The following is a 25,951-nucleotide window of genomic DNA, read 5'->3' as shown; positions in this document are numbered from 1 at the left end:
TGATGCGAGTTTAAAAAGTCTCCCCAACCGGGGGAGATTTAGAGGGGGCTCCTGCACTAATTAACATTGCAATCACAATCAGTAAAACAGCACCGATAGCATTGAGCCACAAATAAGCGATTACGTCAAAATAGCCAAGGATACAAATAATAGCCTCCGTTATAACAGCTGCTATAAATACTGCGGTTCCTTTTATTTTTTTAAGATAGAAGGCCACTATGAACACTCCAAGGATGGTTCCGTAAATATAAGAACCCAATTGATTTACGGCTTCTAACAGATTACCTATGCGGCTGGCATAAAGGGCCATCCCAATGCAAACCAGGCCCCAGAACACCGTTGCCAGGCGCGATGCATTTAAATAATTCTGATCTGTGGCGTTGGGATTAACAATGCGTTTGTAAATATCAACCACACTGGTTGATGCTAATGAATTTAGAGCACTCGCGGTTGAGCCCATAGAGGCCAGAAAAATAATGGCCATCAGTAATCCTATCAAACCTTTGGGCAGATACTGGGTAACAAAGCTAAGGAATATGTAGTTGGTATCGTTATCATCGGCCTTGGGGTTATTTTTTTTCATCAGTTCAATGGCGTTTTGCCTGATGAGGCGGGCCTTAGTGTCGGCCACCTTTAATTGATCTTTGGCATAACTGATCCGATCTTCATTTTTACTGTCGATGGCTTTTATCAACTCGTTAGCCTTGATCTTTTTTTGCTCAAAAGCCTGGCCATATTGCTGATTGAGATGGTCGTATTCCGCAGCGTAAACGCTTTTTTTAATTTGTTTAACCTCATACTGGTTAAAAAACATGGGTGGGCGGTTAAACTGGTAAAACGCAAAAACCAGCACCCCTATCAGCAGGATCAGGAATTGCATCGGGATCTTGATCAGGCCATTCATGATTAGCCCGAGGCGGCTTTGCCCTACCGAGCTGCCTGTTAAATAACGGCCTACCTGGCTTTGATCTGTGCCGAAATAGGAAAGCTGTAAAAAGAAGCCCCCGATCAATCCGCTCCAAACGGTATAACGGTTATTGGGGTCGAATTTCCAGTCTATCACGTTCATACGGCCCATTTTACCAGCCATTTTGAGGGAGCTCATGAAACTTACATTGCCGGGTAACAGGTAAACAACCAGTACTCCTGCCAAAAACATCCCCGTAAAAATAATGCTCATTTGCAATAGCTGGGTATATGACACAGCCTTACTACCGCCATAAACAGTATAAACAATTACCAGCCCGCCTATAAACAGTGTAGTGTAAACCGTATTAATATTTAATATGGTTGAGAGGATGATAGACGGAGCATAAATGGTAATGCCGGTTGAAAGGCCGCGCTGAACCAGGAAGAGGAACGATGTAAGCGCCCGGGTTTTCAGGTCAAAACGCTGTTCCAGGAATTCGTAAGCAGTATAAACCTTAAGGCGATGGAAAATGGGGACAAAGGTGATACAAAGTACGATCATGGCCAGGGGCAGCCCGAAGTAGAACTGCACAAAACGCATCCCGTCTGAATAAGCCTGGCCCGGTGCCGAAAGAAAGGTAATAGCACTTGCCTGGGTAGCCATTACCGATAAGCCCACATGGTACCAGGGCAATGAGCGGCTGCCCATCAAAAACTGGTCGATATTTTTATTATTGCCGCTTTTCCATATGCCATAAAGCACTATAGAAAATATGGTAAGGCCTAAAACAATCCAGTCGGTTAAACTCATTCAAAGAATTTGGTAATGAGCCAGAATACTAAAACTAAAAAAACCAGCCATGCGGCAACAATGCCGTAAAACTGGTTCCAATTTTTTATAAATGAAGGTAGGTCAGGATCAGGCCTCTTCATTACGGCCACGAACTAACACGGCGATATATGCAGCAGCAGTTAACAAGCCTAAAACACCACCTACAAAAATCCAGGTAAAGCCTTTTTCAATAATACCGCCTACAAATAAGCCAGAGATTAATCCTACCAAATAGTATATGTAATCAAAGTTTTCTTTTTCTTCTTTATGGTGTCCCATGATGTTATGTATATGATTGCAGCAAAAATAGGTGATTAATTGAATTTTACCAAAGTTTGTTTTGTAAAAGGATTGTGCGGTTTAAAAGCTCATAAATGACACCAATTATCCATCCGGTCTCCGGTTGGTTTTAAATGCACTATCGTTGTAAATATGCCAGCAGCTTTGCGGTATGCATGAACCAATCCCCTTTCAACTATTGTAAAGAGGCTATTCCTGCAAGTTTTTTAACCGCTCAACATTTCCCGCCATAGTTGCCTTATCATTTGCAGAAGTAGCCAGGTTCATAGCTGTTTCGTAATGCCCTAAAGCTTTTTGATTATCTATACCGGTATACAGGTTGCCCAGCAGCGAATAATAAAAGTGGTTACTGCTTAGGTTCAGTTTTTCGGCTTCGGCTATTGCAGCCGGTTTTCCATTGGCTTTGGCAAGGGCAAATGTCCGGTTCAGCGCGGCGATGGGCGAATACTCCAAGATGAGGAGGCTATTGTACAGCTGTAATATATTTCCCCATTTTTCGGCAGCATCTTCCTTAAAGGTATGCCAGTAAGCAATGCCGGCTTCGAGGTGATATTTAGTTATTGAAGTTCCGGCTGAAGCCTGGTTCAGGTAATGGATACCTTTGTTGATCAGGTCCCTGTCCCAAAGTGATTCATCCTGATCATCATAAAGGATCATTTCACCATGATCATTGGTGCGGGCCTCAAACCGCGACGCGTGGAAACACATCAGCGCAAAAAGTGCATTTACGGCAGGGGTATTGGTGGCCGGATTTTCAATAAGCAGGTAATTAAGCCGCATAGCTTCTGCACAAAGATCACGGCGGAGGGTGACATTTTGGGAGATTGAGTAATATCCCTCAGAAAATAGCAGGTAAATGGTTGTTAAAACAGTTTCCAGCCGGTTGCCGATCTCGCTAAGGCCTGGCTGCTGAATCTGGATCTCCGCCTCTTTCAGTTTTTCCTTTGCGCGGTTTATCCGTTTGTATATCACCTCCTTGTTTGCTAAAAAAGCATCTGTAATTTCCTGTACACCAAAACCGCAAAGCAGGTTAAGGGCAAGCGCTACCTGCGACTCGGCCGAAATAACCGGGTTGCAAACCGTAAAGATCATGGCCAACTGGCTATCAGCTATGTTTTTGGCAGACAGGTCGATCTCTATTTCGCCTGTGCTGTCGGTAGTATATTTTATTTCGGGCAAAAGCTTTTGCTTAAAAATCGTGTCCCGTTTCAGGTAATTTTTGGTTTTATTTTTTGCAACGGTATAAAGCCATGCCGTCGGATTATCAGGTAAACCTTTCAGGCTCCAGTTTTCAGTGGCTGAAAGGAAGGTGTCGCTCACAATATCTTCGGCAATTTCAATATGTTCAATACCAAAAAGGCGGCAAAGCACTGCTGCAATTTTCCGGTACTCGGTGCGGAACAGGTGAGGTAAAAGTTCTTGGGGTTGCATAGGTTAAAATAAAATGCCTTTGCAAAAGTACAAAGGCATTTTATTTTATACGGCAGGCACAGCCATTCGTACTTCAACGGTGGCCCCCCATTGCAATATCGGGCAGCCTTTGGCAATTTCAACGGCCTCATCGTAATCTTCGGCCCTGATTATAAACAATCCGCCTATCGATTCCTTAATTTCGGCATAAGGACCATTGATCACGGTATTTTGCTTAATTGTCCGGCCATCGCCATCCCAGCGTTTGGGAGCACCAACCAGTTTGTTTTGGGCCGCGATGCCGCCTATCCAATCCTGGAAAGGTTTTATGGCTGCCTGCATTTGTTCGGGCGAGGGACTGGCATCTTTACTTTTCAGATCCCTGTGGATCACTAACAAAAATTCATTCATAAGGCTATGTTTTAATGGCGTTAATATAAGCTGTTTATGCAAACTGGCCAACCTGGTATGTGCCGGGCGTATTTGGGAACGATAGGTTGATGCGGTTCCAGGTGTTAATGGTGGTAACGGACAGCGTAAGGTCTATCAGCTCTTCATCACTAAACTGCGCCTTGGCTATGTTGTACACTTCGTCGGTTACATGGCAGGCGGTAACGGCTTCGGCCCAGGCAAAGGCGGCCCTTTCACGATCGGTATAATAAGGTGATTCTTCCCAGGCGCTCAGGCCATATAAACGTTGTTCAGTTTCGCCTTTGGCACGTGCATCTTTATAGTGCATGTCAAGACAATAAGCGCATTTATTGATCTGTGATACCCTGAAATTTACCAACTCACGAAGGGATAACTCAAGGGGCGACTTTTTAAGATAAGTATTAATACCGAATAATGGTTTTAAGGCATTTTGTCCTTTTTCCCACATGCTGATTCTCTGTTCCATTTTGTTTTAAATTTATGTTGTTAAAACCCAATGACAACCGTGCTTAGCAGATTGGACAAAATGAAAAAAATATTTTTTATTAGAGGAGTCTTCAATATTCGATTTTAATTAAATAGATATAACATATAGATTGATAGAATCAAGAGCTGTTAATTCTATATTTATTTTTTGTTAGATTATTATTGCATATAATAAAGATAATTGTAGTTTTATAATTTACATCCTAATCACAATTATAACCAATGTCTCAAGTTTCGCTTTCTGTAGTTTCGAATAATGAACCTACGCAAATAAAATCAAGATCGACTTCTGAAAAAATTGAAAATACTTTAACTGAAGAATTAATAATTGGCATTTGTGCTCCGATAGGTTCATCGAGAGAAATTGTAATTAAGGAATTAAGATCACAACTTGAGAACGAATATGGTTACACCGTGCATACAATAAAGCTAAGTGATCTAATAGTTGAATATCAAGGCATAGACGCTCAGCCAGTTCTCAATCAAACTCATGAGTTTACTAAGTTAATGTCTAAGATTATTGGTGGGGATGCCTTAAGAGAAAGAACAAATCATGCTTGCTTGGCGGAACTTGCAATTCTTAAAATACTTGAAGATAGAATAGGAAAAAAGTTTACGGATCAAGATTTAGATGAAATAATAGGCGAATTAAGGACAAGAAGAGTTTGTTATATTATAGACTCTCTTAAGCATCAAGAAGAATTGAAATTATTAAGATCTGTTTATGGAGATATATTTTATTCATTTAGTATTTTTTCACCAGATAAAGAAAGAAGACAAAATCTATTAGAAAAAGGGCTTTCTCAACCAGAAATAAGCAGGATTATTAACACTGATGAATTCGAAGACAGTAAGCATGGTCAAAATGTTAGAGATACTTTTGTGGAGGCTGATTTTTTTCTGAGAGTTTCACAACAAAATGAGAGCACTATTCCAATGAAGGTAACTCGCTATTTAAATATATTATTTGAAAGTGCGGTTGTAACTCCTACGCCAAATGAAATTGCTATGTATGAAGCTAAATCTGCCGCTGGAAACTCAGCTTGTTTATCGAGGCAGGTCGGTGCAGCGATTACAAATTCAATAGGAGAAATAATTTCTCGTGGTTGGAATGACGTGCCTAAATTTGGAGGGAATTTATATAAAGACGGTGATGAGATAGATCATCGTTGTTTTATTAATGGATATTGCAGTAATGATAGAACCAAAGATTCTGTTACGGAAAATATTTTAAATTGTCTTATTGGAAACGAAGAGCTACAAGAATATCTACCGCAATTATCAGGTGTTAAAACGGGCGACGAACTTTATAAAAAATTAGAAAGTAGTATAAGGAGAAATTCAAAGATTAAAGATTTGATTGAATTCTCTCGATCTGTACATGCAGAAATGCACGCCATAATAGTAGGAAGCCAATTGGCGGGCAGCAAAATGATAGGCGGTAAATTATTTTGTACAACATACCCATGTCATAACTGCGCACGACATATAATAGTTGCGGGGATTAAGGAAATTTATTTTATAGAACCATATAAAAAGAGCCTTGGTATTTTTTTACATGACGATGCAATAAGTGAAGATGAGGATTGTAAGACCAAAACAAAGATATTAATGTTTGATGGTGTCGCTCCACGGCGTTATTTAGAATTTTTCACTCAACAAAGTTCGAGGAAAGATAAAGTCGGTAATATGATTTTAGCAAATAAAAGAGACAAAAAGCCAAAAACAAGATTAACTTTGCAAGCGTTACCAACGTTGGAAATACAATCAGTACATACTTTAGAAAGTTTTGGCCTTATAAATTACCACTAAGATGAAAAAGCAAAGCAATAGTAAACCACAAGGACAATTGCAATTACCATTAAGTGTTAATAATAAAAACAATAATGGCTCACAGCAAGATGCAAAGGTAGTTCAATTTAAAAACTATCATCAAAAGTCTTTTATCGGATTTATATTGAAAAATTCTAAGTCTTTTTAATAAGATAGCTGTCAGGAGGATTAAACTTACTTTTGGCAGCTAAATGCTCTCCCATGTTACAATTGTGCCTATCTTTCCCTCATGGCCTTACCCAATATTTTCACTGCACAGGTAGCTGATGATGTAATCAGCCGGATCAACAAGCTCACGCCTCAAACCTCACCGGGGTGGGGTAAAATGAACGTAGCACAAATGTTGGCACACTGCTGTGTAACGTACGAAATGGTGTATGAAGATAAGTACCCCAAACCCGGCTTGTTCATGAAACTGATCCTGAAAATGCTGGTTAAAAACAAGGTGGTGAGTGAAACACCATATAAACACAACAACCCTACAGCGCCTGCATTTCTCATTACCGGCGAAAGGGATTTCAATACCGAAAAAAAAAGGTTGATAGCCTACATCCAAAAAACACAGCAGCTGGGCGAAAAAGCTTTTGATGGCCGCGAGTCGCATTCGTTTGGCTCCTTAACTATTACCGAATGGAGCAATATGTTTTATAAACATATTGACCATCACCTCACTCAGTTTGGCTGTTAAGCGCATAGTTTGAACTTCCGGCTAAATTTTCCTTTCTTTACCGGCATACAGGTAAATCGATATAGCACATGGAAAAACTAAGCCCAGCCATCCTTAAAACCAAACAGCATTTCGAAATTCTTGACGGCATGCGGGGCATAGCTGCTATAGCAGTTGTTACTTTCCATTTTATGGAGATTGCTTATTCCGACTATAGCAAGGATTTTATAGGTCATGGCTTTTTAGCGGTTGATTTTTTCTTTTGCCTGTCGGGCTTTGTTATTGGCTATGCTTATGACGACAGGATCGACAAAATGGGCATAAAGGAATTTTTCAAATCGAGGTTGATCAGGCTGCACCCGCTGGTTGTTTTTGGCTCGGTATTGGGCTTGTTAGGGTTTATATTTGATCCATTTAATGCCCAACCCATAGCCCGTAGTGCGGGCAGTATACTACTATTATTTCTCAGCTCCATATTAATGATTCCTAACCCGACAATGAATGAACGGTATTTTAACTTGTTTGGGTTTAATGCACCTGCTTGGTCATTGTTTTGGGAATATGTAGTTAACATTGTTTATGCACTTGTGCTTTGTCGTCTTCAGCGGCGCTACCTGATTGTCCTTGCTGCAATTTCTGCTGTAGGTATTTGCTATGTGGCAGCTCACTCAGGTAATTTAATGGGCGGCTGGAGCGGCGATACTTTTTGGGATGGAGGTGTGAGGATAGCCTATTCTTTTACTGCTGGTTTGCTGGTTTACCGTTATAACCTTATCGTCAAAAATAAGCTTGGTTTTATCGGTCTTTCTATTTTATTGATGCTGGCTTTCCTGTCTCCGTTCTCCACATGGAACTGGCTTACCGAGCCTTTTATAGTTATCATTTATTTCCCGTTAATGGTTTCGCTGGGAGCAGGTGCTGTTCTTAACAACAGCTTACGTAAAATATGTGTTTTTTCGGGGAGCATCTCCTATCCTTTATACATGACCCATTATGCAGTAATGTGGATGTTTGGTAATTATTATACGGCAAATAAACCCGATGCTGTTCACCTGGCATATATCATTATACCCGGATTAGTTGTATTAGTTACATTTGCTTACCTGGTTATGATAGGTTACGATATCCCCCTGCGTCGTTACCTAACCGAAAGAAAAAAAAAACAGGCTGTCAAATAACTGAATGGCTATTCGTTTGCTTAATTAAAGATTAAGGAGGGGGTTAGCCAACGGTTAAATTAAAACCTGTATGTTTAAAATGCCGGAAAAGTGTTTTTTATACACTAAAAATAATTATTTTTACAAATGGTTTTGTGCTGATTTTCAGTTGTTCTGTTGAAGTATGCCAACCTTTGGTACAATGAAAAAAACGTTAGTTATTGGTTGGCTCGTGATACTTTTAATCGCTGTTGGCGCTTTGTTTTGGTATAATGAGCTGCAATACCAGTTGCCTACTCCTGTACCCGAAAACTATAAAGCAGTAAAGCAGGGTACGATAGTGTCCATCAACCCTAGGCACTACCAGGATCGCAGTAAACCGCTGTTCCTGCATTTTTTTAATCCGGATTGTCCCTGTTCAAGATTTAATATCAAACAGTTTAAGGCTATTGCCCAGCAATATCACAGACAGGTGAATTTTGCCATCGTGATCATGAGCAGTAAACACTTCACCGAAAGCGAAATCCAGGACAAGTTTGGGATGAAACTCCCCGTTATATTTGATCCCTCGGTTGCTGAGGCCTGCGGGGTTTACTCAACACCCCAGGCTGCCCTTATTGATACAGGCAGCAAGCTGTATTACCGCGGCAATTATAACATAAGCCGTTACTGTACCGATGAAAAAACAAGCTTCGCCAAAGTAGCTATCAATGGTTTACTGAACGACAATACACGCCTAACATTTAATAAACTCGCATTAACGTCATACGGCTGTCGACTGCCCGACTGTCATAATTAATATTACCCCCTAAATATCAATCATAGTGACCGTAGACATAGTTCAAAACATTAATTTTCAAACCGAGATCAAAGACCGCTCAGACAGGTTGATGGATTATTTCCTGCCTGTACATTTTGTAGTTGGTTTAGCACTGGCTTGTTTTTATGATACCTGGCTTATAGCCTTTGGCGTTGGCGGCCTTTGCTTGCTGGCATACTATACTGCTAAAATAGCCCTGCCTAATTCTTCTTTATACCAATATGTGCTGGCAGCTGTATTAGGTATTTTTATGGCCCAGTATATTTACCAGATGCACGGCTTGTTTGAGATGCACTTTTTTGCATTTATTTCGAGTGCGCTGCTGATCACCTATCAAAACTGGAGGTTACAATTGCCGTTGCTTTTAGTTGTTATTGTACACCATGCTGTTTTTAGCTATCTGCAGGATATTGGTTATGGCGGCATATTTTTTACCCAGCTCAATTACTTTGACCTTCAAACATTTATCATACATGTGTTGCTTACCGGGGTTATCATGTTCATATGCGGACTTTGGGCCTATCAGTTGCGCAAGTATAACGAACTAAGAATAGTACAAACCCTGCAAATGGCCGATCTGCAGCGGGAAGCTCAGTTATCGCTGGAGCGCAAACATAATGAAGAGGTTTTGGCAGCTGCAAACCAGGAACTAAACTATTCAAACCAGGAACTTCAAAAGGCACGCCTCGCGGCTGATCAGGCTAACCAGGAAAAAAGTATTTTCCTGGCCACCATGAGCCACGAAATCCGTACGCCTATGAACGGGGTTATCGGGATGTCGGCTTTATTGAATGAAACTGAGCTTAATGATGAGCAGCGTATGTTTAACGAAACCATCATCAGCTGCGGCGAAACGCTCATCCATGTGATCAATAACATTCTTGATTTTTCAAAGATAGAAGCAGGGAGTCTTGATCTTGAACAGGATGATTTTAACCTGCGACAGTGTATTGAAGATGTGATGGATATGTTTGCCATTAAAGGCGGACAATTGGGGCTCGACCTGGTTTATGAAATTGCCGAAGATATATCTCCGGGTATCATCGGCGATCCGCTGCGGCTTAAACAAGTACTTATAAACCTGGTAAGCAACGCCATAAAATTTACGGAGAAAGGTGAGGTTGGTATTAAGGTTAGCTGTGTTGACAAACAATCTGATGGCTTGCTGAAATTAAGATTTGATGTTTGGGATACAGGCATAGGCATTCCGCATGATAAGCTGCACCGGCTGTTCAAGGCATTTTCGCAGGTCGATTCATCTACTACCCGCAAATACGGGGGCACCGGTTTAGGTTTGGCTATTTGCCAAAAGCTTGTTGCCCTAATGGGCGGCAGTATAGGCGTTGAAAGCGAGCCCGGTGCTGGTACCAGGTTTTTCTTTACCATAAACGCCTATCCCGGCGAGATTTCCCACCGGCAGCCTGCCAGTTTTGATCTTGAGGAACTGCGCGGCAAAAAGATCCTTATAGTTGATGACAACCATACCAACCTGTCTATTTTAAACCGCCAGTTTGAAAACTGGAACCTTAAATCGGTACCGGCAGAGTCTGCCGCCGAGGCTTTAGTGATCCTGCAGAGAAACAAAGACATTGACCTGGTTATTACCGATATGAACATGCCCGTAATGGATGGGGTTATGCTGGCCCGCATCATCAGGGAAGGGTACGGCCACATTCCTATTATACTGCTAAGCTCGGTTGGCGAAGAATTTATAAAAGATCAGCGAATGCTGTTTACCTCTGTTATGAGCAAGCCGATAAAACAACAGGTGCTGGGCAAACAGGTTTTTATGGCGCTCAGGAATAAATCGGTCCAAAACGATGATAAACAAACTAAGAGCAAGCTCTCGGTTGATTTTAGTGATAAATATCCCTTCAATATCCTTATTGCCGAAGATAATGAGGTTAACCAGCACGTTATTAAACACATTTTAAACAAAATGGGCTATAAGCCGGGTATGGCCCAAAACGGGCTCGAAGCAATAGAGGCCCTGTACAAAAACGATTACGGGCTTATTTTAATGGATATGCAGATGCCTGTTATGGATGGGCTTGAAGCAACCCGTGTAATCCGCAAAGACGACATTAAGCAGCCTGTTATCATTGCATTAACAGCCAACGCCATGGCCGGCGATGAACAGGATTGTTTGCAGGCCGGTATGAATGATTACCTGAGTAAGCCTGTAAAACTGGATGAGCTGATGAATAAGCTTTCGAAATGGCACACTTTAGTTAATAAAGCCGCAGTTCGCCAGGGTTGATGCAACCGCACTCCTGTTGTTAGTTGGTTCTTGGTTCGCTCATGTTTAATAAAAGAAAACGTTACTTAGAACCTCCGGAGGGCAAGACAATTACCTGGCGGGGGGCTACCTTGACTTAATAGTAGTGAAGTTTCCTCATCCCGGTATGCAGAATATAAATGCAACAATACTTTTGCAAAACAATTAGGTTATTTTTTTCATTTTTGTACAGCATAAGCAATATGTTGAATAAGCGAAATACTGAATTTTTGAGATCGTTGCGGATATTATCGGTAATGGCCTTTTATTTGGTCATCGCGAGCAGTCATGTTTTTTTCCTTCCCCGCTTGACGCAACCAGGCCGTACACGTTCAACAGGATTCAATTCGGTTTTTAAACGAAAGATGGAGAACCTGCACAGCAGCTTCAGCGAATCAAGCTACGTTCAAAGACCAGACAAATCAACCCTTGAGGAGAAAAAGTCTGTTACCGATTTGATCAGCGCTGTTGTAGGCAGTTTTATCCTGTTGTTTTTTGCATTGCAGCTATGGAAATTAAATCCGAAGCAATTAATCCGAAACTTCAGGATTATACCCGGATATCGATACTCCTATCTTTCCCTTTGCACTTTTCGCATTTGATTTGAATGATTAAAGGCGCTCTGCCTTTAGATACATCATCGATCATTTTTTCAATTAATTATCCATCGTTTACCGGCATTTTTTGCAGTACTTACTGATCTGTAGCGATTAGTGTGCGGGCATTTCCCGGTAAGCATATTCCGTACATCAAGATATGCGAATTTCAAAGAAGTTCTGCTGCCTGTTTATAGGCCTGCTAATAACAGCCTGTACTTATGCGCAGCAACAAGGTAACACACCGGTAAGCTTAAAAACGCTGCTCAACAGCGTAAACCGAAACGCACCCACATTGCTAACCGATTCAGCAGCTATAGCGGTTAGGCAAGCCCAGGCCGCTGAAACCAGGAGTAGCTGGCTCCCTAACCTGAAACTAAATTACCAGGCAGATTATGGGACCAATAACAATGTTGCAGGCCCATACTTCGGCTTTGGTATCATTCCTTCCAACTCCAGGGGGGTACGGCCGGAAAGCAATACCACCACCGTTTCAGCCAACGTTGGGGTAGCCGCGCTCGACTGGGAGATCTACAATTTTGGTGCCTATGGTGCTCAAAATAAAGTAGCCAACTCTGATATTCAGGTACAGCAAAACCAGTTTGCTGATTCCAAATATCAGTTGCAGGCTTACGCCATTGGCAATTACCTGCTCCTAACGGAACTGGAAAACTTTCTCACCATCCAGGCGCGGAACATAAAACGCAACCAGGAGATCCGTCGGTCGGTACAGTCGCTCGCCAAAAGTGGGGTAAGGGCAGGCGTTGATACCAGCATTGCGGAGGCCGAACTGTCAAAAGCCCGTTTGAACTATATCGAACTGAACAACCAGGTGAAGCAGGTACAGTTACAGCTTTCGGCTGTCAGCGGCTTACCCTATCAGACAATAGTACCCGATACTGCTGCCGAAACAAATCTTATCAATACCGCAACCGGCCTCGACCCTTTGGTGATCGACACCACCGATCATCCTTTGATCAATTATTATAAATCGGTATATCAAAACAGTTTGCAGCGGGAAACACTCGTCAAAAAAAACTACAATCCTAAAATATTATTGGAAGGCGCCGTTTGGGGCAGGGGATCAAGTGTTGATGCTAACGACCATTTTAACAGCCTAAGCAGCGGATGGGGGTTCGACAGGAATAATTACCTGGTAGGTATAGGTGTTTCCTATAACCTATTTGATATCCGTCGCCGCCAGTTAAAATTACGGACACAACGTGCCAATACCGATTACTCCCGGAAAAAGCTGGAAGAGCAAAAGCAATTGCTGGCGGTCAATGCAAACCGGTCGGGCGTGGAGCTGCAAACCGCCCGCGAACGCCTGGTTGAGATCCCCAATCAGCTTAAAGCGGCTTCTGATGGGTACCGGCAAAAGCTGTCATTATACAAAAATGGGCTAACCGATATCATTGAGCTTAACGCCGCGCTCAATATCCTTTACCGCGCCGAAACTGACTATGTACAGGCCAAATATGCCTATTCAAATGCCCTGTTCCAGCAGGCCGTTACCGGCAACCAGGTAAATACTGTATTAAACCTTTTAAAATAATTTAGCTATGTCAATGGTCACATCCGCACTTAAACGGCCCATCACAACGGTGGTGGTTACCTTGAGCCTGCTCATCTTTGCAGTGCTTAGTGCTATAAAAATACCGATAGATATTTTCCCAAAACTAAACCTGCCCACCATTTATGTTATTGAATCATATGGCGGTATGTCGCCGCAGCAAATGGAGGGTTTCTTTTCAACCCGTTTGCAAGACCAGTTTCTGTATGTGAACGGCATCAAAAGCGTTACCAGTAAAAACATCCAGGGTTTAACTATGGTTAAGCTGAGTTTTTACGAGAGTACAGACATGGCCGAAGCACAGGCCCAGGTGGCTTTGCAGGTAAGCCGCGTAATGAGCTTTTTCCCGCCGGGAGCGCTGCCGCCGCAGGTTGTAAGGTTTGATGCTTCATCGTTGCCCGTTGGGCAATTGGTACTATCCGCCCCCAATCGCAGCCTGAAGGATATTTATGATATGGCTGCTACTAAAGTAAGGCCGATGTTTGCTACTGTTCCCGGCTTATCGGCCCCGCCGCCGTTTGGCTCAAACGCCAGGTCCATCACCTTAAACGTTGATCCAAATAAATTAAGAAGTTACGGCTTGACACCCGATGAGGTAGTAAGCGCGTTGGCTAAGTTCAATGTGATGTCGCCTTCGGGTAATTTAAGGTTAGGCAACACTATGTTTGTAACTACGGTTAATACGTTGATTAACCAAATAGATGAATTTGGCAATATCCCCGTAGTTACCAAAAACGGCGTTCCCATTTTGGTAAAAGATGTAGCCCGTGTTGCCGATGCTACCGATGTTACGGTTGATTATGCATTGATTAATGGCAAGCGCTCTGTTTATTTGCCGGTAGTAAAAACCGCCGATGCCAGTACCTGGAGTGTGGTACAGGCTTTGAAAAAGAAGATTCCGGAAATTCAGGGCCTTTTACCCGATGACGTTAAAATCTCGTATGAGTTTGATCAATCCATATTTGTGATAAACGCAGTAAAAAGCCTTATGACAGAAGGCGGTCTGGGCGCGTTGCTCACCGGCCTGATGGTATTATTGTTTTTGCGCGACTGGCGAAGTAGTTTGATCGTGGTGATTACTATCCCGGTATCTATTTTGTTAGGTGTATTACTTTTAGGCTTATTCGGCCAAACCATCAATATCATGACATTGAGCGGGCTTGCCCTCGCCATAGGCATTTTGGTTGACCAGGCCACAGTAACCATCGAAAATATTCACCAGCACCTGGAGATGGGCAAAAGTAAAGCCCAGGCTATTTATGATGCCTGCCAGGAAATCTCGTTCCCGCTATTGCTCATCCTGCTGTGTATCCTTGCAGTATTCGCCCCATCGTTTATGATGAACGGCGTGCCTAAAGCGATGTTTTTACCCCTGTCGCTATCTATTGGCTTAACGATGATCGTATCGTACATCATAGCGCAAACACTGGTGCCTATTTTATCAAACTGGCTTATCAAAGCCGAAACCTATCAGCATTATGAACATGGGAAATTGCATGCCCATGCCGGCGAAGCTTTAGACCGGCCCGAAGAAGGGCAGGTAAACCATCACCTGCAGCAGGAGCAAAACCATCCCGAAAAGAATGACCTGTTTGAACGGATAAAGATCCGTTTTATACACATCATTGAACGCTGGATGCATAACAAAAAACTAATTGTGCCTGTTTATCTCGTGGTTGTTTTGGGACTGGCCGGTGTTTGCTTTGTTACCATTGGAAAAGATATGATGCCGAAGCTCAACAACGGCCAGTTTCAGATCAGGATCAAAGAGCCGGATGGCACAAGACTTGAACGTACGGAAGACGGGCTGAAACAGGTTTTGCAGATCATCGACAACACGGTTAATCATCACGTGGCAATTACATCTGGCTATGTGGGCATAGTGCCAAGCAGCTATGGTACCAGCAATCTTTATGTATTTAATACCGGTACACATGAAGCGGTATTACAGGTTAACCTTGATGAAGATTACCACATCAATATGGATGAGCTTAAAGATGCGCTCCGTAAAAACATAGCATCGCGCATGCCCGATCTCCGCATCACTTTTGAACCTATCGACATGACCGAAAAGATCATGAGCCAGGGTGCATCTACACCTATCGAAATAAGGGTAGCGGGTAAGGATATGGCACAGATAGAAGGCTACTCGAACAAGGTTTTGGCCGGACTTAAAAAGATCAGCTATTTGAGGGATGTGCAGATCAGTCAGCCTTTAAAGTTTCCTGTGGTGGCAATAACGCTCGACAGGTTGAAAGCTGCTCAATTAGGCCTGGATATTAAAGATGTTGCCCGCTCGGTTACAGCAAGTACATCATCAAGCCGTTTTACCGAGAAAAACCTTTGGTTGGATGATAAATCGGCCTATACCTACCAGGTACAGGTTCAAATTCCAGAGTATGTGATGAATACAATGGATGAGTTGAAAGAGATCCCACTGGTGAAAGGCCAAAGTACACCTGTACTGGGTGATATCGCCAGCTTTAAGGTTAATTACGTTCCTGGTGAATATGACCGTACCGGTCCGCGCCGCTTCTTAACCGTGAGCGCCAATATTTACAAGAAGGATTTGGGCACCGCTACTGCCGCGGTGCAGCAGGTTATCAAATCTGTCGGGGCACCGCCTAAAGGCCTGATTGCTGAAGTTAAGGGTATGTCGAGCTTATTGACAGAAACGCTCGACAGCTTGCAGAACGGTTTGATGTTTGCCATTTTGGTGATCTTTTTATTGCTGGCCGCTAACTACCAATCGTTTAAATTATCCCTTACAGTACTATCTACCGTACCGGCAGTAATATTGGGATCGCTAACAGCATTACTGCTTACCGGTTCAACACTTAACCTGCAAAGTTACATGGGCATGATCATGTCTACAGGGGTATCGGTGGCAAACGCCATCCTGATCGTAACCAATGCTGAAACCCTGAGACTGGATTATAAAGACTCTACAAGGGCAGCCATTACCAGTGCGTCCATCAGGTTAAGACCAATCCTCATGACCAGTTTGGCCATGATGGCAGGTATGATCCCGATGGCATCAGGGATGGGTGAAGCCGGCGAGCAAACCGCACCTTTGGGCCGCGCTGTGATAGGCGGCTTGTTTGCCTCAACATTAGCCGCGCTGTTTATACTACCGCAGGTATTTGCCTGGGTACAGCAAAAAACCACTTATGATTCACCGTCCTTAATGAAGGACGTAAATGTTAATGAACCTCAACAACTTGAAACCTCCAATAGCTGATATTATGAAACTAAAATATATTGTACTGCTAAGCGGTATCAGCCTGATGGCTGCATGTGCAGGCAATCAAAAGCCGGTGGACCTCACAGAAACCAAAAAAACCACCCAAAAAGCAAGCGGATATGAAACCGGCAAAGTGTCGGAAAAAGCACTCTCAAGCGAAGCCCGCCTTCCGGGCCAGTTAAAGCCCTATAACGAGGTAAACCTGTTTCCGAAAGTAAACGGGTTTGTAAAAACCGTTTTTGTTGACCGTGGTACTTTGGTTAAAAAGGGACAATTACTGGTAACCTTAGAAGCGCCGGAAATGGAATCGCAACTGCAGGCCGCCGATTCGCGGTACATGCAGGCTAAGGAAAATGCTGTTGCCAGTAAAGAAAAGTATCAGCGTTTAAAAGAGGCTGCAAAAGAACCTGGATCAGTTTCGCCGCTTGAATTGGATAACGCTTTAGCAAAAATGAAAGCTGATGACGCAATGGCCCGCTCAGAAAGCTCGATCGTGGCATCTGTACGCACCATGCAGGATTACCTGAACATTCGTGCACCGTTTGATGGCATGATCATTCAGCGTAACGTATCTCCGGGAGCTTTGGTAGCCCCGGGTAAAGGTACAGACCTGCCTATGCTTATTTTGCAGGATACCCGCAAGCTGCGTTTAGAGGTTTACATCCCCGAAGATTTCGTAGACAAAGTTGACTTAAAGCAGCAGGTAAAATTCACTTTTAATGCTATGCCGGGGCAGGAACAAACAGCCAAAATCAGTCGCTCGGCCAATGCTTTAGGGAGTATGCGTTCTGAAGCTATTGAAATAGACGTACAAAACCAAAATGGAATACTAAAACCGGGGATGTATGCCGAAGTAAAGATCCCGATGCTTTCGGGCGCCAAATCGTTGTTAGTGCCCAACAATGCCATCATCCGGTCAACCGAGAGGGAATATGTAATAGCCGTAAAAGACGGCAAGGCAGCATTAATTGATATAAAGGAAGGATTATCCAGACATGACTCAACCGAAGTGTTTGGAAACCTGAAGGCCAACGATATCATTCTTAAAAATGCCAGCGATGAGGTGAAGGACGGGACGAATATTAATTGAGAGTGTTAGAGGCAATGGCTAAGCCTAAGCGGCTTGGAACAGGACTTTTACATTCGGCCCCATGAGCAGAATTGTCGCGTTTCATTATTATAACTCATCAGTTCATGATACATGACGCATTGATTTTGTTCGCCAATGTCCATATCAAACCCTTTACTTAAAATAGAGGCAAGGGCAGCTTTTTTGGAGAAGAGCGAGAGACATATTTTTTTACCTTTGCCCGTATGGAAACCATCACCTGGCATGATTTTGAAAAAGTAGAACTGCGTGTGGGCACTGTATTGGAGGCAATTGATTTCCCCGAAGCCCGTAAGCCGGCCTTTAAGGTGAGGGTTGATTTTGGCACTTTCGGCATCCGGTGGTCGAGCGCGCAAATCACGAAGCATTACACCAAAGAAGAATTGGTTGGCCGGCAGATAGTGGGTGTAACAAATTTCCCTAAAAAGCAGATCGCCAATTTTATGTCGGAGTTTTTGGTTACCGGCTTTGCCGATGAGAACGGAGACATTGTGTTAACCGCTGTTGAAAAGCCAGTGCCAAACGGCAGCAAACTTATTTAAATGAGATATATCAGTTTTGAGGATGAGGCCTCTATATCGCCCGATGAATATTTTATGGGCGAAGCGCTAAAAGAAGCCCGCTATGCATTGGAGGAGGATGAGATTCCGATTGGGGCAATTGTGGTTTACAATGGCCGCATCATAGGAAAAGGGCACAATCTTACCGAACGGCTTAACGATGTATCGGCCCATGCCGAAATGCAGGCCCTTACTGCAGCCGCCAATTTAATTGGGGGTAAATACCTGCAAGGCTGTACGCTGTACGTTACTATGGAGCCCTGTGTAATGTGTGCCGGGGCTTCATACTGGTTCCAGGTAAGTAAGATCGTTTTTGGGGCCTATGATAACAAACTCGGGTTCGGCCGCATCAACCAAAAAATAACCCATCCCAAAACAGTGATCACCGGCGGTATCCGCGAAGCTGAATGCAGCCAGTTGGTGAAAGATTTTTTTAAGGGGAAGAGGAAGAAGTGAGTTAATAGTTGATGGTTCATAGTTCATGGCAATGAGAGATAGCTATATAAGCTATGATCCATGAACCATTAACTATGAACTAAAGAAAACATGACAATTATTTAGAACAAAAACTTCAATCAACGCTTATATTTGTTACGTCACAACAAACAGTAAACTTTAAAATAAACAACTAAAATTATGGCATTTACCCTACCGGCGTTATCCTACGCTACTGATGCTCTGGAACCGCACATTGATAAACTGACCATGGAAATTCACCATGGCAAACACCACCAGGCTTATGTTACCAATTTAAACAAAGCTTTGGAAGGTAAGCCTGAGGCTGAAAGCAATATCGATGATATCATTAAAAATATCTCTAAATTCCCCGCTGCTGTGCGTAACAATGGCGGTGGTCACTACAACCATACTTTGTTTTGGACCTTGTTATCACCAAACGGTGGCGGCGAGCCTACAGGCGCTTTAGCTGATGCTATCAAAAGCACTTTCGGTTCATTTGCCGATTTCAAAACCAAAGTATCTGAAGCAGGTGCAACCCGTTTTGGTTCTGGCTGGGCATGGTTAATTGTTACTGCTGATAAAAAATTGGCTATAACTTCAACTCCTAACCAGGATAACCCGTTAATGGATATCGCTGAAGTAAAAGGTACCCCAATTTTAGGTATCGACGTTTGGGAGCATGCTTACTACCTGAAATATCAAAACCGTCGTCCGGATTACTTAGCAGCTATCTGGAATGTGATCAACTGGAACCACGTTGCCGAGCTTTACGCAAAAGCAACCGCTTAATATTATTTAAGCTCATAAACAAAAGCGGCAGGATCTGATGGTCCTGCCGCTTTTGTTTTAATCAACAGGCTCAAAAAATGTCATTGCGAGGAGCGAAACGGGTATAAGCCCCGGGGCGACGCGGCAATCTCGTTGCTATACAAATCGGACATGCATTGACTACGAGATTGCCGCGCTACGCTCGCAATGACATATCTTTATTTAATTCTTATTTTACCTCCCAATTATACACCCACGCTTAATCCCTGCAATAATCTACTAACTTTGTGGACTTTTTTATATCATGATCAAAAAGCCCATAGAAACCCTGCTCCGCGAATCGAAGGAGGAGGGGGAACATTCATTAAAACGCTCGCTTGGGCCCGTTAACCTTATTTTAATTGGGATAGGCATCATCATAGGGGCCGGTTTATTTTCGTTAACCGGTATAGCGGCGGGCCAGCATTCGGGGCCTGCGGTAACCATTTCTTTTTTAATTGCTGCTATTGGCTGTGCTTTCGCTGCCCTTTGTTATGCCGAGTTTTCGGCCATGATACCTGTTGCGGGGAGCGCTTACACCTATTCGTATGCTACCATGGGCGAGCTCTTTGCCTGGATCATAGGCTGGGACCTCGCGCTTGAATATGCCGTGGGCGCAGCAACAGTGGCCATCAGCTGGTCGCAATACCTTACTAAATTTTTATCCTGGTTTGACCTGTATTTGCCTCCACAGCTTACGCTTTCGCCTTTTGAAACTGCTAAGGCTGCCAATGGCAATATTATTAACGGAATCATCAATTTGCCAGCTGCGCTCATTGTGATTTTGGTTACCAGTATCATTATCCGGGGTACAAAAGGTTCGGCATTGGTTAATGCCATTATTGTAACCTTGAAAGTGGGCGTGGTGCTGGTGTTTATTGCGGTTGGATGGTCATTTATTAACCCGCAAAACTATCATCCCTATATCCCGCAAAATACCGGTGTTTGGGGCGATTATGGCTGGTCGGGCATATTGAGAGGGGCGGGATTAGTGTTTTTTGTATTTATTGGGTTTGATGCTGTATCAACTGCGGCGCAGGAGGCCAAAAACCCGCAGCGCAATATGCCTATCGGGATCATCGGCTCGCTGCTGATCTGTACGGTACTCTTTATTGTATTTGCGCACGTAATGACCGGAATGGCCAACTATAAGGAATTTATAGGTTCGGGCGCACCGGTTGCCATCGCCATTGAAAAAACGCATTACCAGTGGTTGAGCAAAGCTATTGTGCTGGCTATTTTAATAGGTTATACCTCGGTGATTTTGGTCGACCTGTTAGGCCAATCGCGTGTGTTTTTCTCTATGTCGAAAGATGGTTTGCTGCCTAAGGTTTTTTCAGAAGTGCATCCCAAATTTCGCACCCCCTGGAAATCGAATATTATGCTTTGCGCTTTTATAGCCCTCTTTGCCGCATTTGTTCCGATACGCGTGGTTGGTGAAATGACCAGCATTGGTACCTTGCTTGCATTTGTTATGGTTTGCGCCGGTGTACTTATTTTACGGAAGCAGCAGCCTGATATTCACCGGCCGTTTAAAACACCCCTTGTGCCATTGGTGCCGGTGCTGGGTATCCTGACCTGTTTTGCCATGATGACGTTTCTACCCGGCGATACCTGGTTGCGTTTGGTCATTTGGCTTGCAATTGGTTTGGTTATCTATTATACTTACGGCAAAAAGAACAGCGTTATCCGCAAAATGCTTGCAGATAAACAATAACGCCATCAATTGATGACCGAAGAGATTTTAAAACTAAAAGTTGAACGCATAAAATGGGAAACTCCAGATACGGCTACATTTTATTTGAGCAGTATTGATAGTAATCTTATCCCTTATACCGCAGGGCAGTTCATCACACTGATATTTAACCACAGGCAGGAAGAGATCAGGCGCTCGTATTCGTTAAGCTCGTCGCCCGATGAACCATACCCTGCAATAACTATTAAGCGCATTACCAACGGTGAAATATCCAGGTTTATGCTCACTAAAATAAAGGAAGGCGATGAGTTAACAGCATTAGCCCCTGCCGGCCGTTTTATCATCAGTGACCATCAGCAGGAAAAGGATCTGTTTTTATTTGCGGGCGGCAGCGGCATTACCCCTATATTTTCGCAACTGAAATATATTTTGAACCGGGAGGGTAAAAGCAGGCTAACCCTCATTTATAGTAATCAAAATGCCGCTTCCATTTTATTCAAAAACGAGCTGGATAAACTGGCAGCCAAACACCCCGAAAGGTTGACAATCATTTACCTGCTTAGCAGCGAAGGTAACCGACTCAACCCCGATAAGGTAGAAAAGCTGGTGAAGCAATACGCCAGCTTCAACCTGGCAAATGCTGAGTTTTACCTTTGCGGCCCGTTTGCTTTTATGCGAATGATCCGGTTCGACCTGGTGTATATGGGGATTGATCAGGTAAAGATCCGCCGCGAAAATTTTGTGCTCGAAACAGTTGCCGTAACAAGCAGCTTTACTAACTTTCCACCTAAAAACATCAAAATAAAATACCGGGGCGAGCTGCACGATATTGTAGTAGGCGAAAACCAATCCATACTGCAGGCCGCCCTGCAAAACAATATCCCATTACCTTATAGCTGCCGGGGAGGAATATGCTCTACCTGCATGGTTAAATGCACCGGCGGTAAAGTTGAAATGGTGAAAAATGATGTACTTACTGAAGCGGATCTTGCACAAGGATGGATCTTGACCTGCACCGGGCATCCCTTGGATGATGAGGTGGTTATTGGCCCCCCAGCCCCCTAAAAGGGGGAGTTATACCAGGAAGCGAAAGAATAATCAACGTAATCAGTGTATCAAAAATCAACGGTCGGTTGGCAAATGCTGCCTTACCGTCCTTCTGTGCACCACCGTTTTTACCTTTTTTGATTTGGATTTTTTGCGTTTGCCGAGCCAGATGATAAAGCCGGTGATTGGCAAGCTTGCACAAATCAAACTGGCCAAAAAAGCAATGGTCTTACCGGGAAGGCCTAAGATTTGCCCTACGTGAACATCATAGTTCATGTTATTCATTTTCATGCCGGCACTTTTTTGTTCATGCGCGGTACGGTTCAATAATTTGCCGGTGTATTTATCGAAAGAATAGCTATCACTTTTATAGTAGTGCAGGGCCTGTGCGTATGCGGTTACGCCTATGGCACCGGCTTTAGCAGCATCGTCATAAATTAAAAACATTTCGGCATTTGGCGAGGCGGCTTTGGCTGATAAATATGCTTTGTTGATAACCTGGGTGGTATCCATTTTACCATTCAACAACGAATCGGACTTGAAAACTACCTTTTCTTCGGGATGCGCTTTGCCCAAATTAGCGGCTGTGTAAATAGCTTCACGCATCCAGTCAAATGATATTGACAGACCTGTTATGGCCAATATGATGGCCACGCTGGTGGCATAAAAGCCCAAAACGTTATGCAAGTCGTAATTAACACGGCGCCAGCGGCCACCCCACTTAATAGTGAAGCTGCGTTTACGGTCGCTTTTACGTTTGGGCCACCAGAGTATTATGCCGGTGATCATCAGCACCACAAAAATTATCACCGATATGCCTACTACCAGGGTGCCGATATTAGCCGGGAGCAACAGGTACAGGTGAATATATTCAACAATAATAAAAAAGTTTGAAGCGGGGCTTTCGGTATGGGTGATCTTACCTGTATAAGGATTCAGATATACAAAAAGGAGGCCCTCTTTCTTGTCCGTTACCAACACCCCCGCAGGACGACCGGTACCGTAATAGTAAACATAACTGGCCGTAGCGCCTTTACGGCCTTTCAGTGCTTCGGACTTAAGTATTGATGGTGCTATGTAGGGTTTAGCTTGTACCTCAACCTTACGGTAACTGTGTATCGCATCCTGGATCTCGTCCTGAAAGCAAAAGATACAGCCGGTTATACTTACTATAAATACCACCAGCCCGGATATAAATCCAAGCCAGCGATGTATAAACAACAGTGTTTTTTTAAAAGGTGTCATTCATTAAAATTTGTAGCCGATACTTAAACGTACGTTTGTTGGTGCTTCTGCCTGCCAGCTGTAAACAGTTTTGCCGTCGGTACTCAACCCCTCATGACCGCCTGAATAAAGGTATTTGTTAAGCACGTTATTTACATTTAACGCAAAACTCATCTTCTTGATCTGGTAGGATGCGCCTGCATCTAAACGGAAGTAGTTTGGCAGATCAGAAGTGCCTGTGCCGAGGCTCCATGGCAGGCGGTCAAGCTGCCACTGATATCCGGTTGAAAAGCCCAAACCTTTTAAGCTGCCGTGCTGTAAACGGTATGTTAACCAGGCATTGGTAACATGTTTTGCAAAGCCGGGAACAGGATTGCCAACATTTGCAGGGTCGGTATCTTTAGAAATCTTCGAATCGGTATAAGCATAGTTAACCATCAGGCTGAGGCCGGTTATGATTTCGCCGCGGGCATCAAATTCAACACCTTTTGTTTTAGTTTGACCTAATTGCAAAACGTAATTTGCTGCAGATTCACCATGTTTGTCGGGGTCGGTTACCAACTGGTTGTTTTTAAGGATCTGGTAAGCAGATAAGGTAGTATTCCACTTTCCATCAAACCAGTCGCGTTTTAAACCAAGCTCCATGTTGTTGCCTGTAATAGGCTTAACTTTTTGGCCGCCGTATATTTTACCTGTTTGCGGCACAAATGATTGATCATATACCGCATAAGCAGTTGTAGTAGGATCAATGTTAACACTTAACCCAAAACGGGGCGTAAATTTATGCCCTTTGGTATCGCCGGCATAAGGATCGGTTGTAGTGGCATGGGTGTAACGACCAGCTACAGTTAAACGCAATTTCTGATCAAAAAAGCCCAACTCATCCTGTACATAAATTGATTGATATTTTTCGGTATTTACAGCGTTTTTACCACGTTCGCTAAGTGGCACCGATCTATCAAATACAGGTAAAGTAACAGGGCCATTATTTGGATTGTGGATATTGAAAGGGTTTGCGGGATCAGGATCAAGCGAGCCTGATTGAAAATAATCCGGAATGTAGTACTTGTCGCCAATATCAAGGCCGCTTAACAGGCGGTGAACAACTTTGCCTGTATTAAATTCGCCGTTTAAAAAAGCCTGGGCAAATTTGTTTTTGTTAACAGCATCCCATAAACCAAGGTTACGGTCAACATCGCCGTTGCTGCTGATGCTGTTTATCCAATAGCTATATGCCGTTTGCTTATAATAAAAATAAGCACCCTGCGCGGTAACTTTCCACTTGCTGTTAAAGGTATGCTCATAAGTTAAAAACGCACTTTGGTCCCGGATGCCCGATGATGGCGAATTTGAAGGCGCGTTAGTAAAGTTGCGCGGCAGTGTTGCATAGCCATCAGTGGAGAACAGGTAGGCGGTACCAAAGGCATTCATGCGCTGGTACTGGTAGGTATACTCGGCAGTGAGGGTATTTTTGCTGTCGAATTTGTAGCGTAATACGGGAGCGATAGCCGTACGGTTGGTAAAATCATACGGGCGCCATGATTTTGAAAGCTGGCCCATCAGGTTGAGGCGGTATTGCAGTTTACCGTTTTTAGTAAGTACGCCGTCAAAATCGGTAGTGGCACGGTAGCTGTTAAAACTGCCTGCAGTAAAACTGAATACCTGGCTGGTAGTGCCGGTAGGCTTTTTGGTAACTACGTTATAAAAACCCGAGGGGTTGCCGTTGGCCAGCATGAATGCAGCAGGGCCTTTTACAAATTCAATCCTGTCAACAAATGACATATCCTCGGTTAGCGGGCCCCAGGTAGCTTCGATGTTCATACCGTTGCGGAAAGGTGCAAGCCTGTCGCCACGGGCATTTACACGGGCATAATTGCCCCAATGCTCCTGCATGGTTAAGCCGCTCACATTGCGCGATACGCCTTCGAGCATATTAAAGATCTGCTGGTCCTTGATCTGGTCGGAAGATACCACCTGGATATTTTGTGCCACTTCAAGTAAAGGCTCGTTTAACCTCAGGCTGGGTGAGGGGTCGTCGATCTTATATTTTTGTTTCCTGCCCGAAATTAAGACCTCACCAATCTGGTTGGCATTTTCGCGCAGCATAAAGTTTACGGTAACGCGTTGTCCATCGGCCAGTTCAACTGCTTTTTCTTCAGAAGCCAAGCCCACAAACGTTACTTTGATGGTGTAGCTGCCCGGTTTTACCTTGTTAAAGGTAAACCTTCCGCTTTCGCTGGTAACTGTGCCGGCAGATATCCCATTACCTTTAAGGCTTACGGTTACACCGGGAACGGTTTGGCCATCGGCCGTTGTGATCGTGCCGGTTATGGTGCCGGGCTTTACCTCGGCCAGCGCGGGTTTTATATTGAAGAGCAGCAAAACTGCCCATAATAAAAGAGGAGGAAATTTATAGAAAGAGTGTATGAATCTGGACATTTTATTCAGGATTAACAGGAATGACAGGGTTATTAACTTAAAGCAGGAAAGAGCTAATACACTCCTGCTTTTTA

The 25,951-nt window shown here is 43.6% G+C and carries 22 protein-coding genes; 15 read left to right on the top strand and 7 right to left on the bottom strand.

Annotated features, from left to right (window positions below):
• Positions 1–10: 10 nt before the first annotated feature.
• The 5 genes from BLP33_RS16870 to BLP33_RS16850 all read right to left on the bottom strand — a co-directional run bounded on the left by BLP33_RS16870 (position 11) and on the right by BLP33_RS16850 (position 4,349).
• The gene (locus BLP33_RS16870; protein ID WP_090531061.1) at positions 11–1,720 is read right to left on the bottom strand and encodes a sodium:solute symporter family protein; all 1,710 of its coding nucleotides are present in this window, start codon (positions 1,718–1,720) and stop codon (positions 11–13) included.
• Between the two features lie 108 nt (positions 1,721–1,828).
• The gene (locus BLP33_RS16865; RefSeq protein WP_090531057.1) at positions 1,829–2,020 is read right to left on the bottom strand and encodes a hypothetical protein; all 192 of its coding nucleotides are present in this window, start codon (positions 2,018–2,020) and stop codon (positions 1,829–1,831) included.
• Positions 2,021–2,230: 210 nt separating this feature from the next.
• Positions 2,231–3,472, bottom strand: coding sequence for an RNA polymerase sigma factor (locus tag BLP33_RS16860; protein ID WP_090531055.1), 1,242 nt, complete (start codon positions 3,470–3,472; stop codon positions 2,231–2,233).
• Between the two features lie 45 nt (positions 3,473–3,517).
• Positions 3,518–3,862, bottom strand: a complete 345-nt coding sequence (locus BLP33_RS16855; RefSeq protein WP_090531052.1) for a YciI family protein — start codon at positions 3,860–3,862, stop codon at positions 3,518–3,520.
• 34 nt (positions 3,863–3,896) lie between these two features.
• Complete coding sequence (locus tag BLP33_RS16850; protein ID WP_090531050.1) at positions 3,897–4,349, bottom strand: carboxymuconolactone decarboxylase family protein; 453 nt, start codon at positions 4,347–4,349, stop codon at positions 3,897–3,899.
• 242 nt (positions 4,350–4,591) lie between these two features.
• Here BLP33_RS16850 and BLP33_RS16845 point away from each other — a divergent pair, with 242 nt between their 5' ends.
• From BLP33_RS16845 to BLP33_RS16780, 15 genes are all read left to right on the top strand, one after another.
• Positions 4,592–6,181, top strand: a complete 1,590-nt coding sequence (locus BLP33_RS16845; protein WP_090531047.1) for an anti-phage dCTP deaminase — start codon at positions 4,592–4,594, stop codon at positions 6,179–6,181.
• A 1-nt stretch (position 6,182) separates the two neighbouring features.
• Positions 6,183–6,350 carry a hypothetical protein gene (locus BLP33_RS27480; RefSeq protein WP_175490036.1) on the top strand — a complete coding sequence of 56 codons (168 nt, stop codon included), beginning with the start codon at positions 6,183–6,185 and terminating at the stop codon, positions 6,348–6,350.
• Between the two features lie 81 nt (positions 6,351–6,431).
• Positions 6,432–6,890: a DUF1569 domain-containing protein gene (locus BLP33_RS16840; RefSeq protein WP_090531044.1), complete on the top strand. Its 459-nt coding sequence runs from the start codon at positions 6,432–6,434 to the stop codon at positions 6,888–6,890.
• 68 nt (positions 6,891–6,958) lie between these two features.
• Complete coding sequence (locus BLP33_RS16835; protein ID WP_090531041.1) at positions 6,959–8,047, top strand: acyltransferase family protein; 1,089 nt, start codon at positions 6,959–6,961, stop codon at positions 8,045–8,047.
• Between the two features lie 181 nt (positions 8,048–8,228).
• A complete protein-coding gene (locus tag BLP33_RS16830; RefSeq protein ID WP_090531366.1) occupies positions 8,229–8,825 on the top strand; it encodes a DUF6436 domain-containing protein in 597 nt (198 codons plus the stop codon).
• A gap of 25 nt (positions 8,826–8,850) precedes the next feature.
• Complete coding sequence (locus BLP33_RS16825) at positions 8,851–11,106, top strand: response regulator (RefSeq protein ID WP_090531038.1); 2,256 nt, start codon at positions 8,851–8,853, stop codon at positions 11,104–11,106.
• A gap of 383 nt (positions 11,107–11,489) precedes the next feature.
• A complete protein-coding gene (locus tag BLP33_RS16820) occupies positions 11,490–11,726 on the top strand; it encodes a hypothetical protein (protein ID WP_090531034.1) in 237 nt (78 codons plus the stop codon).
• Between the two features lie 154 nt (positions 11,727–11,880).
• Positions 11,881–13,275, top strand: a complete 1,395-nt coding sequence (locus BLP33_RS16815) for a TolC family protein (protein WP_090531029.1) — start codon at positions 11,881–11,883, stop codon at positions 13,273–13,275.
• Positions 13,276–13,282: 7 nt separating this feature from the next.
• The gene (locus BLP33_RS16810) at positions 13,283–16,534 is read left to right on the top strand and encodes an efflux RND transporter permease subunit (protein ID WP_090531026.1); all 3,252 of its coding nucleotides are present in this window, start codon (positions 13,283–13,285) and stop codon (positions 16,532–16,534) included.
• Between the two features lie 4 nt (positions 16,535–16,538).
• Positions 16,539–17,627: an efflux RND transporter periplasmic adaptor subunit gene (locus BLP33_RS16805; protein ID WP_090531365.1), complete on the top strand. Its 1,089-nt coding sequence runs from the start codon at positions 16,539–16,541 to the stop codon at positions 17,625–17,627.
• Between the two features lie 224 nt (positions 17,628–17,851).
• A complete protein-coding gene (locus BLP33_RS16800) occupies positions 17,852–18,187 on the top strand; it encodes a tRNA-binding protein (protein WP_090531024.1) in 336 nt (111 codons plus the stop codon).
• Positions 18,188–18,661 (top strand): nucleoside deaminase, encoded by a 474-nt coding sequence (locus BLP33_RS16795; protein WP_175490035.1) that lies wholly within the window; start codon positions 18,188–18,190, stop codon positions 18,659–18,661.
• Positions 18,662–18,841: 180 nt separating this feature from the next.
• Positions 18,842–19,453 (top strand): superoxide dismutase, encoded by a 612-nt coding sequence (locus BLP33_RS16790; protein ID WP_090531021.1) that lies wholly within the window; start codon positions 18,842–18,844, stop codon positions 19,451–19,453.
• Positions 19,454–19,736: 283 nt separating this feature from the next.
• Complete coding sequence (locus BLP33_RS16785; RefSeq protein WP_090531017.1) at positions 19,737–21,188, top strand: amino acid permease; 1,452 nt, start codon at positions 19,737–19,739, stop codon at positions 21,186–21,188.
• 12 nt (positions 21,189–21,200) lie between these two features.
• Positions 21,201–22,232 carry a ferredoxin--NADP reductase gene (locus BLP33_RS16780; RefSeq protein ID WP_090531014.1) on the top strand — a complete coding sequence of 344 codons (1,032 nt, stop codon included), beginning with the start codon at positions 21,201–21,203 and terminating at the stop codon, positions 22,230–22,232.
• A gap of 57 nt (positions 22,233–22,289) precedes the next feature.
• Here the strand turns inward: BLP33_RS16780 and BLP33_RS16775 are convergent, their stop codons facing one another.
• Both BLP33_RS16775 and BLP33_RS16770 read right to left on the bottom strand, forming a co-directional pair.
• A complete protein-coding gene (locus BLP33_RS16775) occupies positions 22,290–23,459 on the bottom strand; it encodes a PepSY-associated TM helix domain-containing protein (RefSeq protein ID WP_090531011.1) in 1,170 nt (389 codons plus the stop codon).
• 3 nt (positions 23,460–23,462) lie between these two features.
• Positions 23,463–25,877, bottom strand: a complete 2,415-nt coding sequence (locus tag BLP33_RS16770; RefSeq protein WP_090531007.1) for a TonB-dependent receptor — start codon at positions 25,875–25,877, stop codon at positions 23,463–23,465.
• Positions 25,878–25,951: the final 74 nt, after the last annotated feature.

Origin of the sequence: Mucilaginibacter sp. NFR10 (assembly GCF_900100445.1) — a bacterium.
GTDB classification, from domain to species: Bacteria; Bacteroidota; Bacteroidia; order Sphingobacteriales; family Sphingobacteriaceae; genus Mucilaginibacter; species Mucilaginibacter rubeus.
This window is presented reverse-complemented; position numbering and strand designations above follow the sequence as displayed.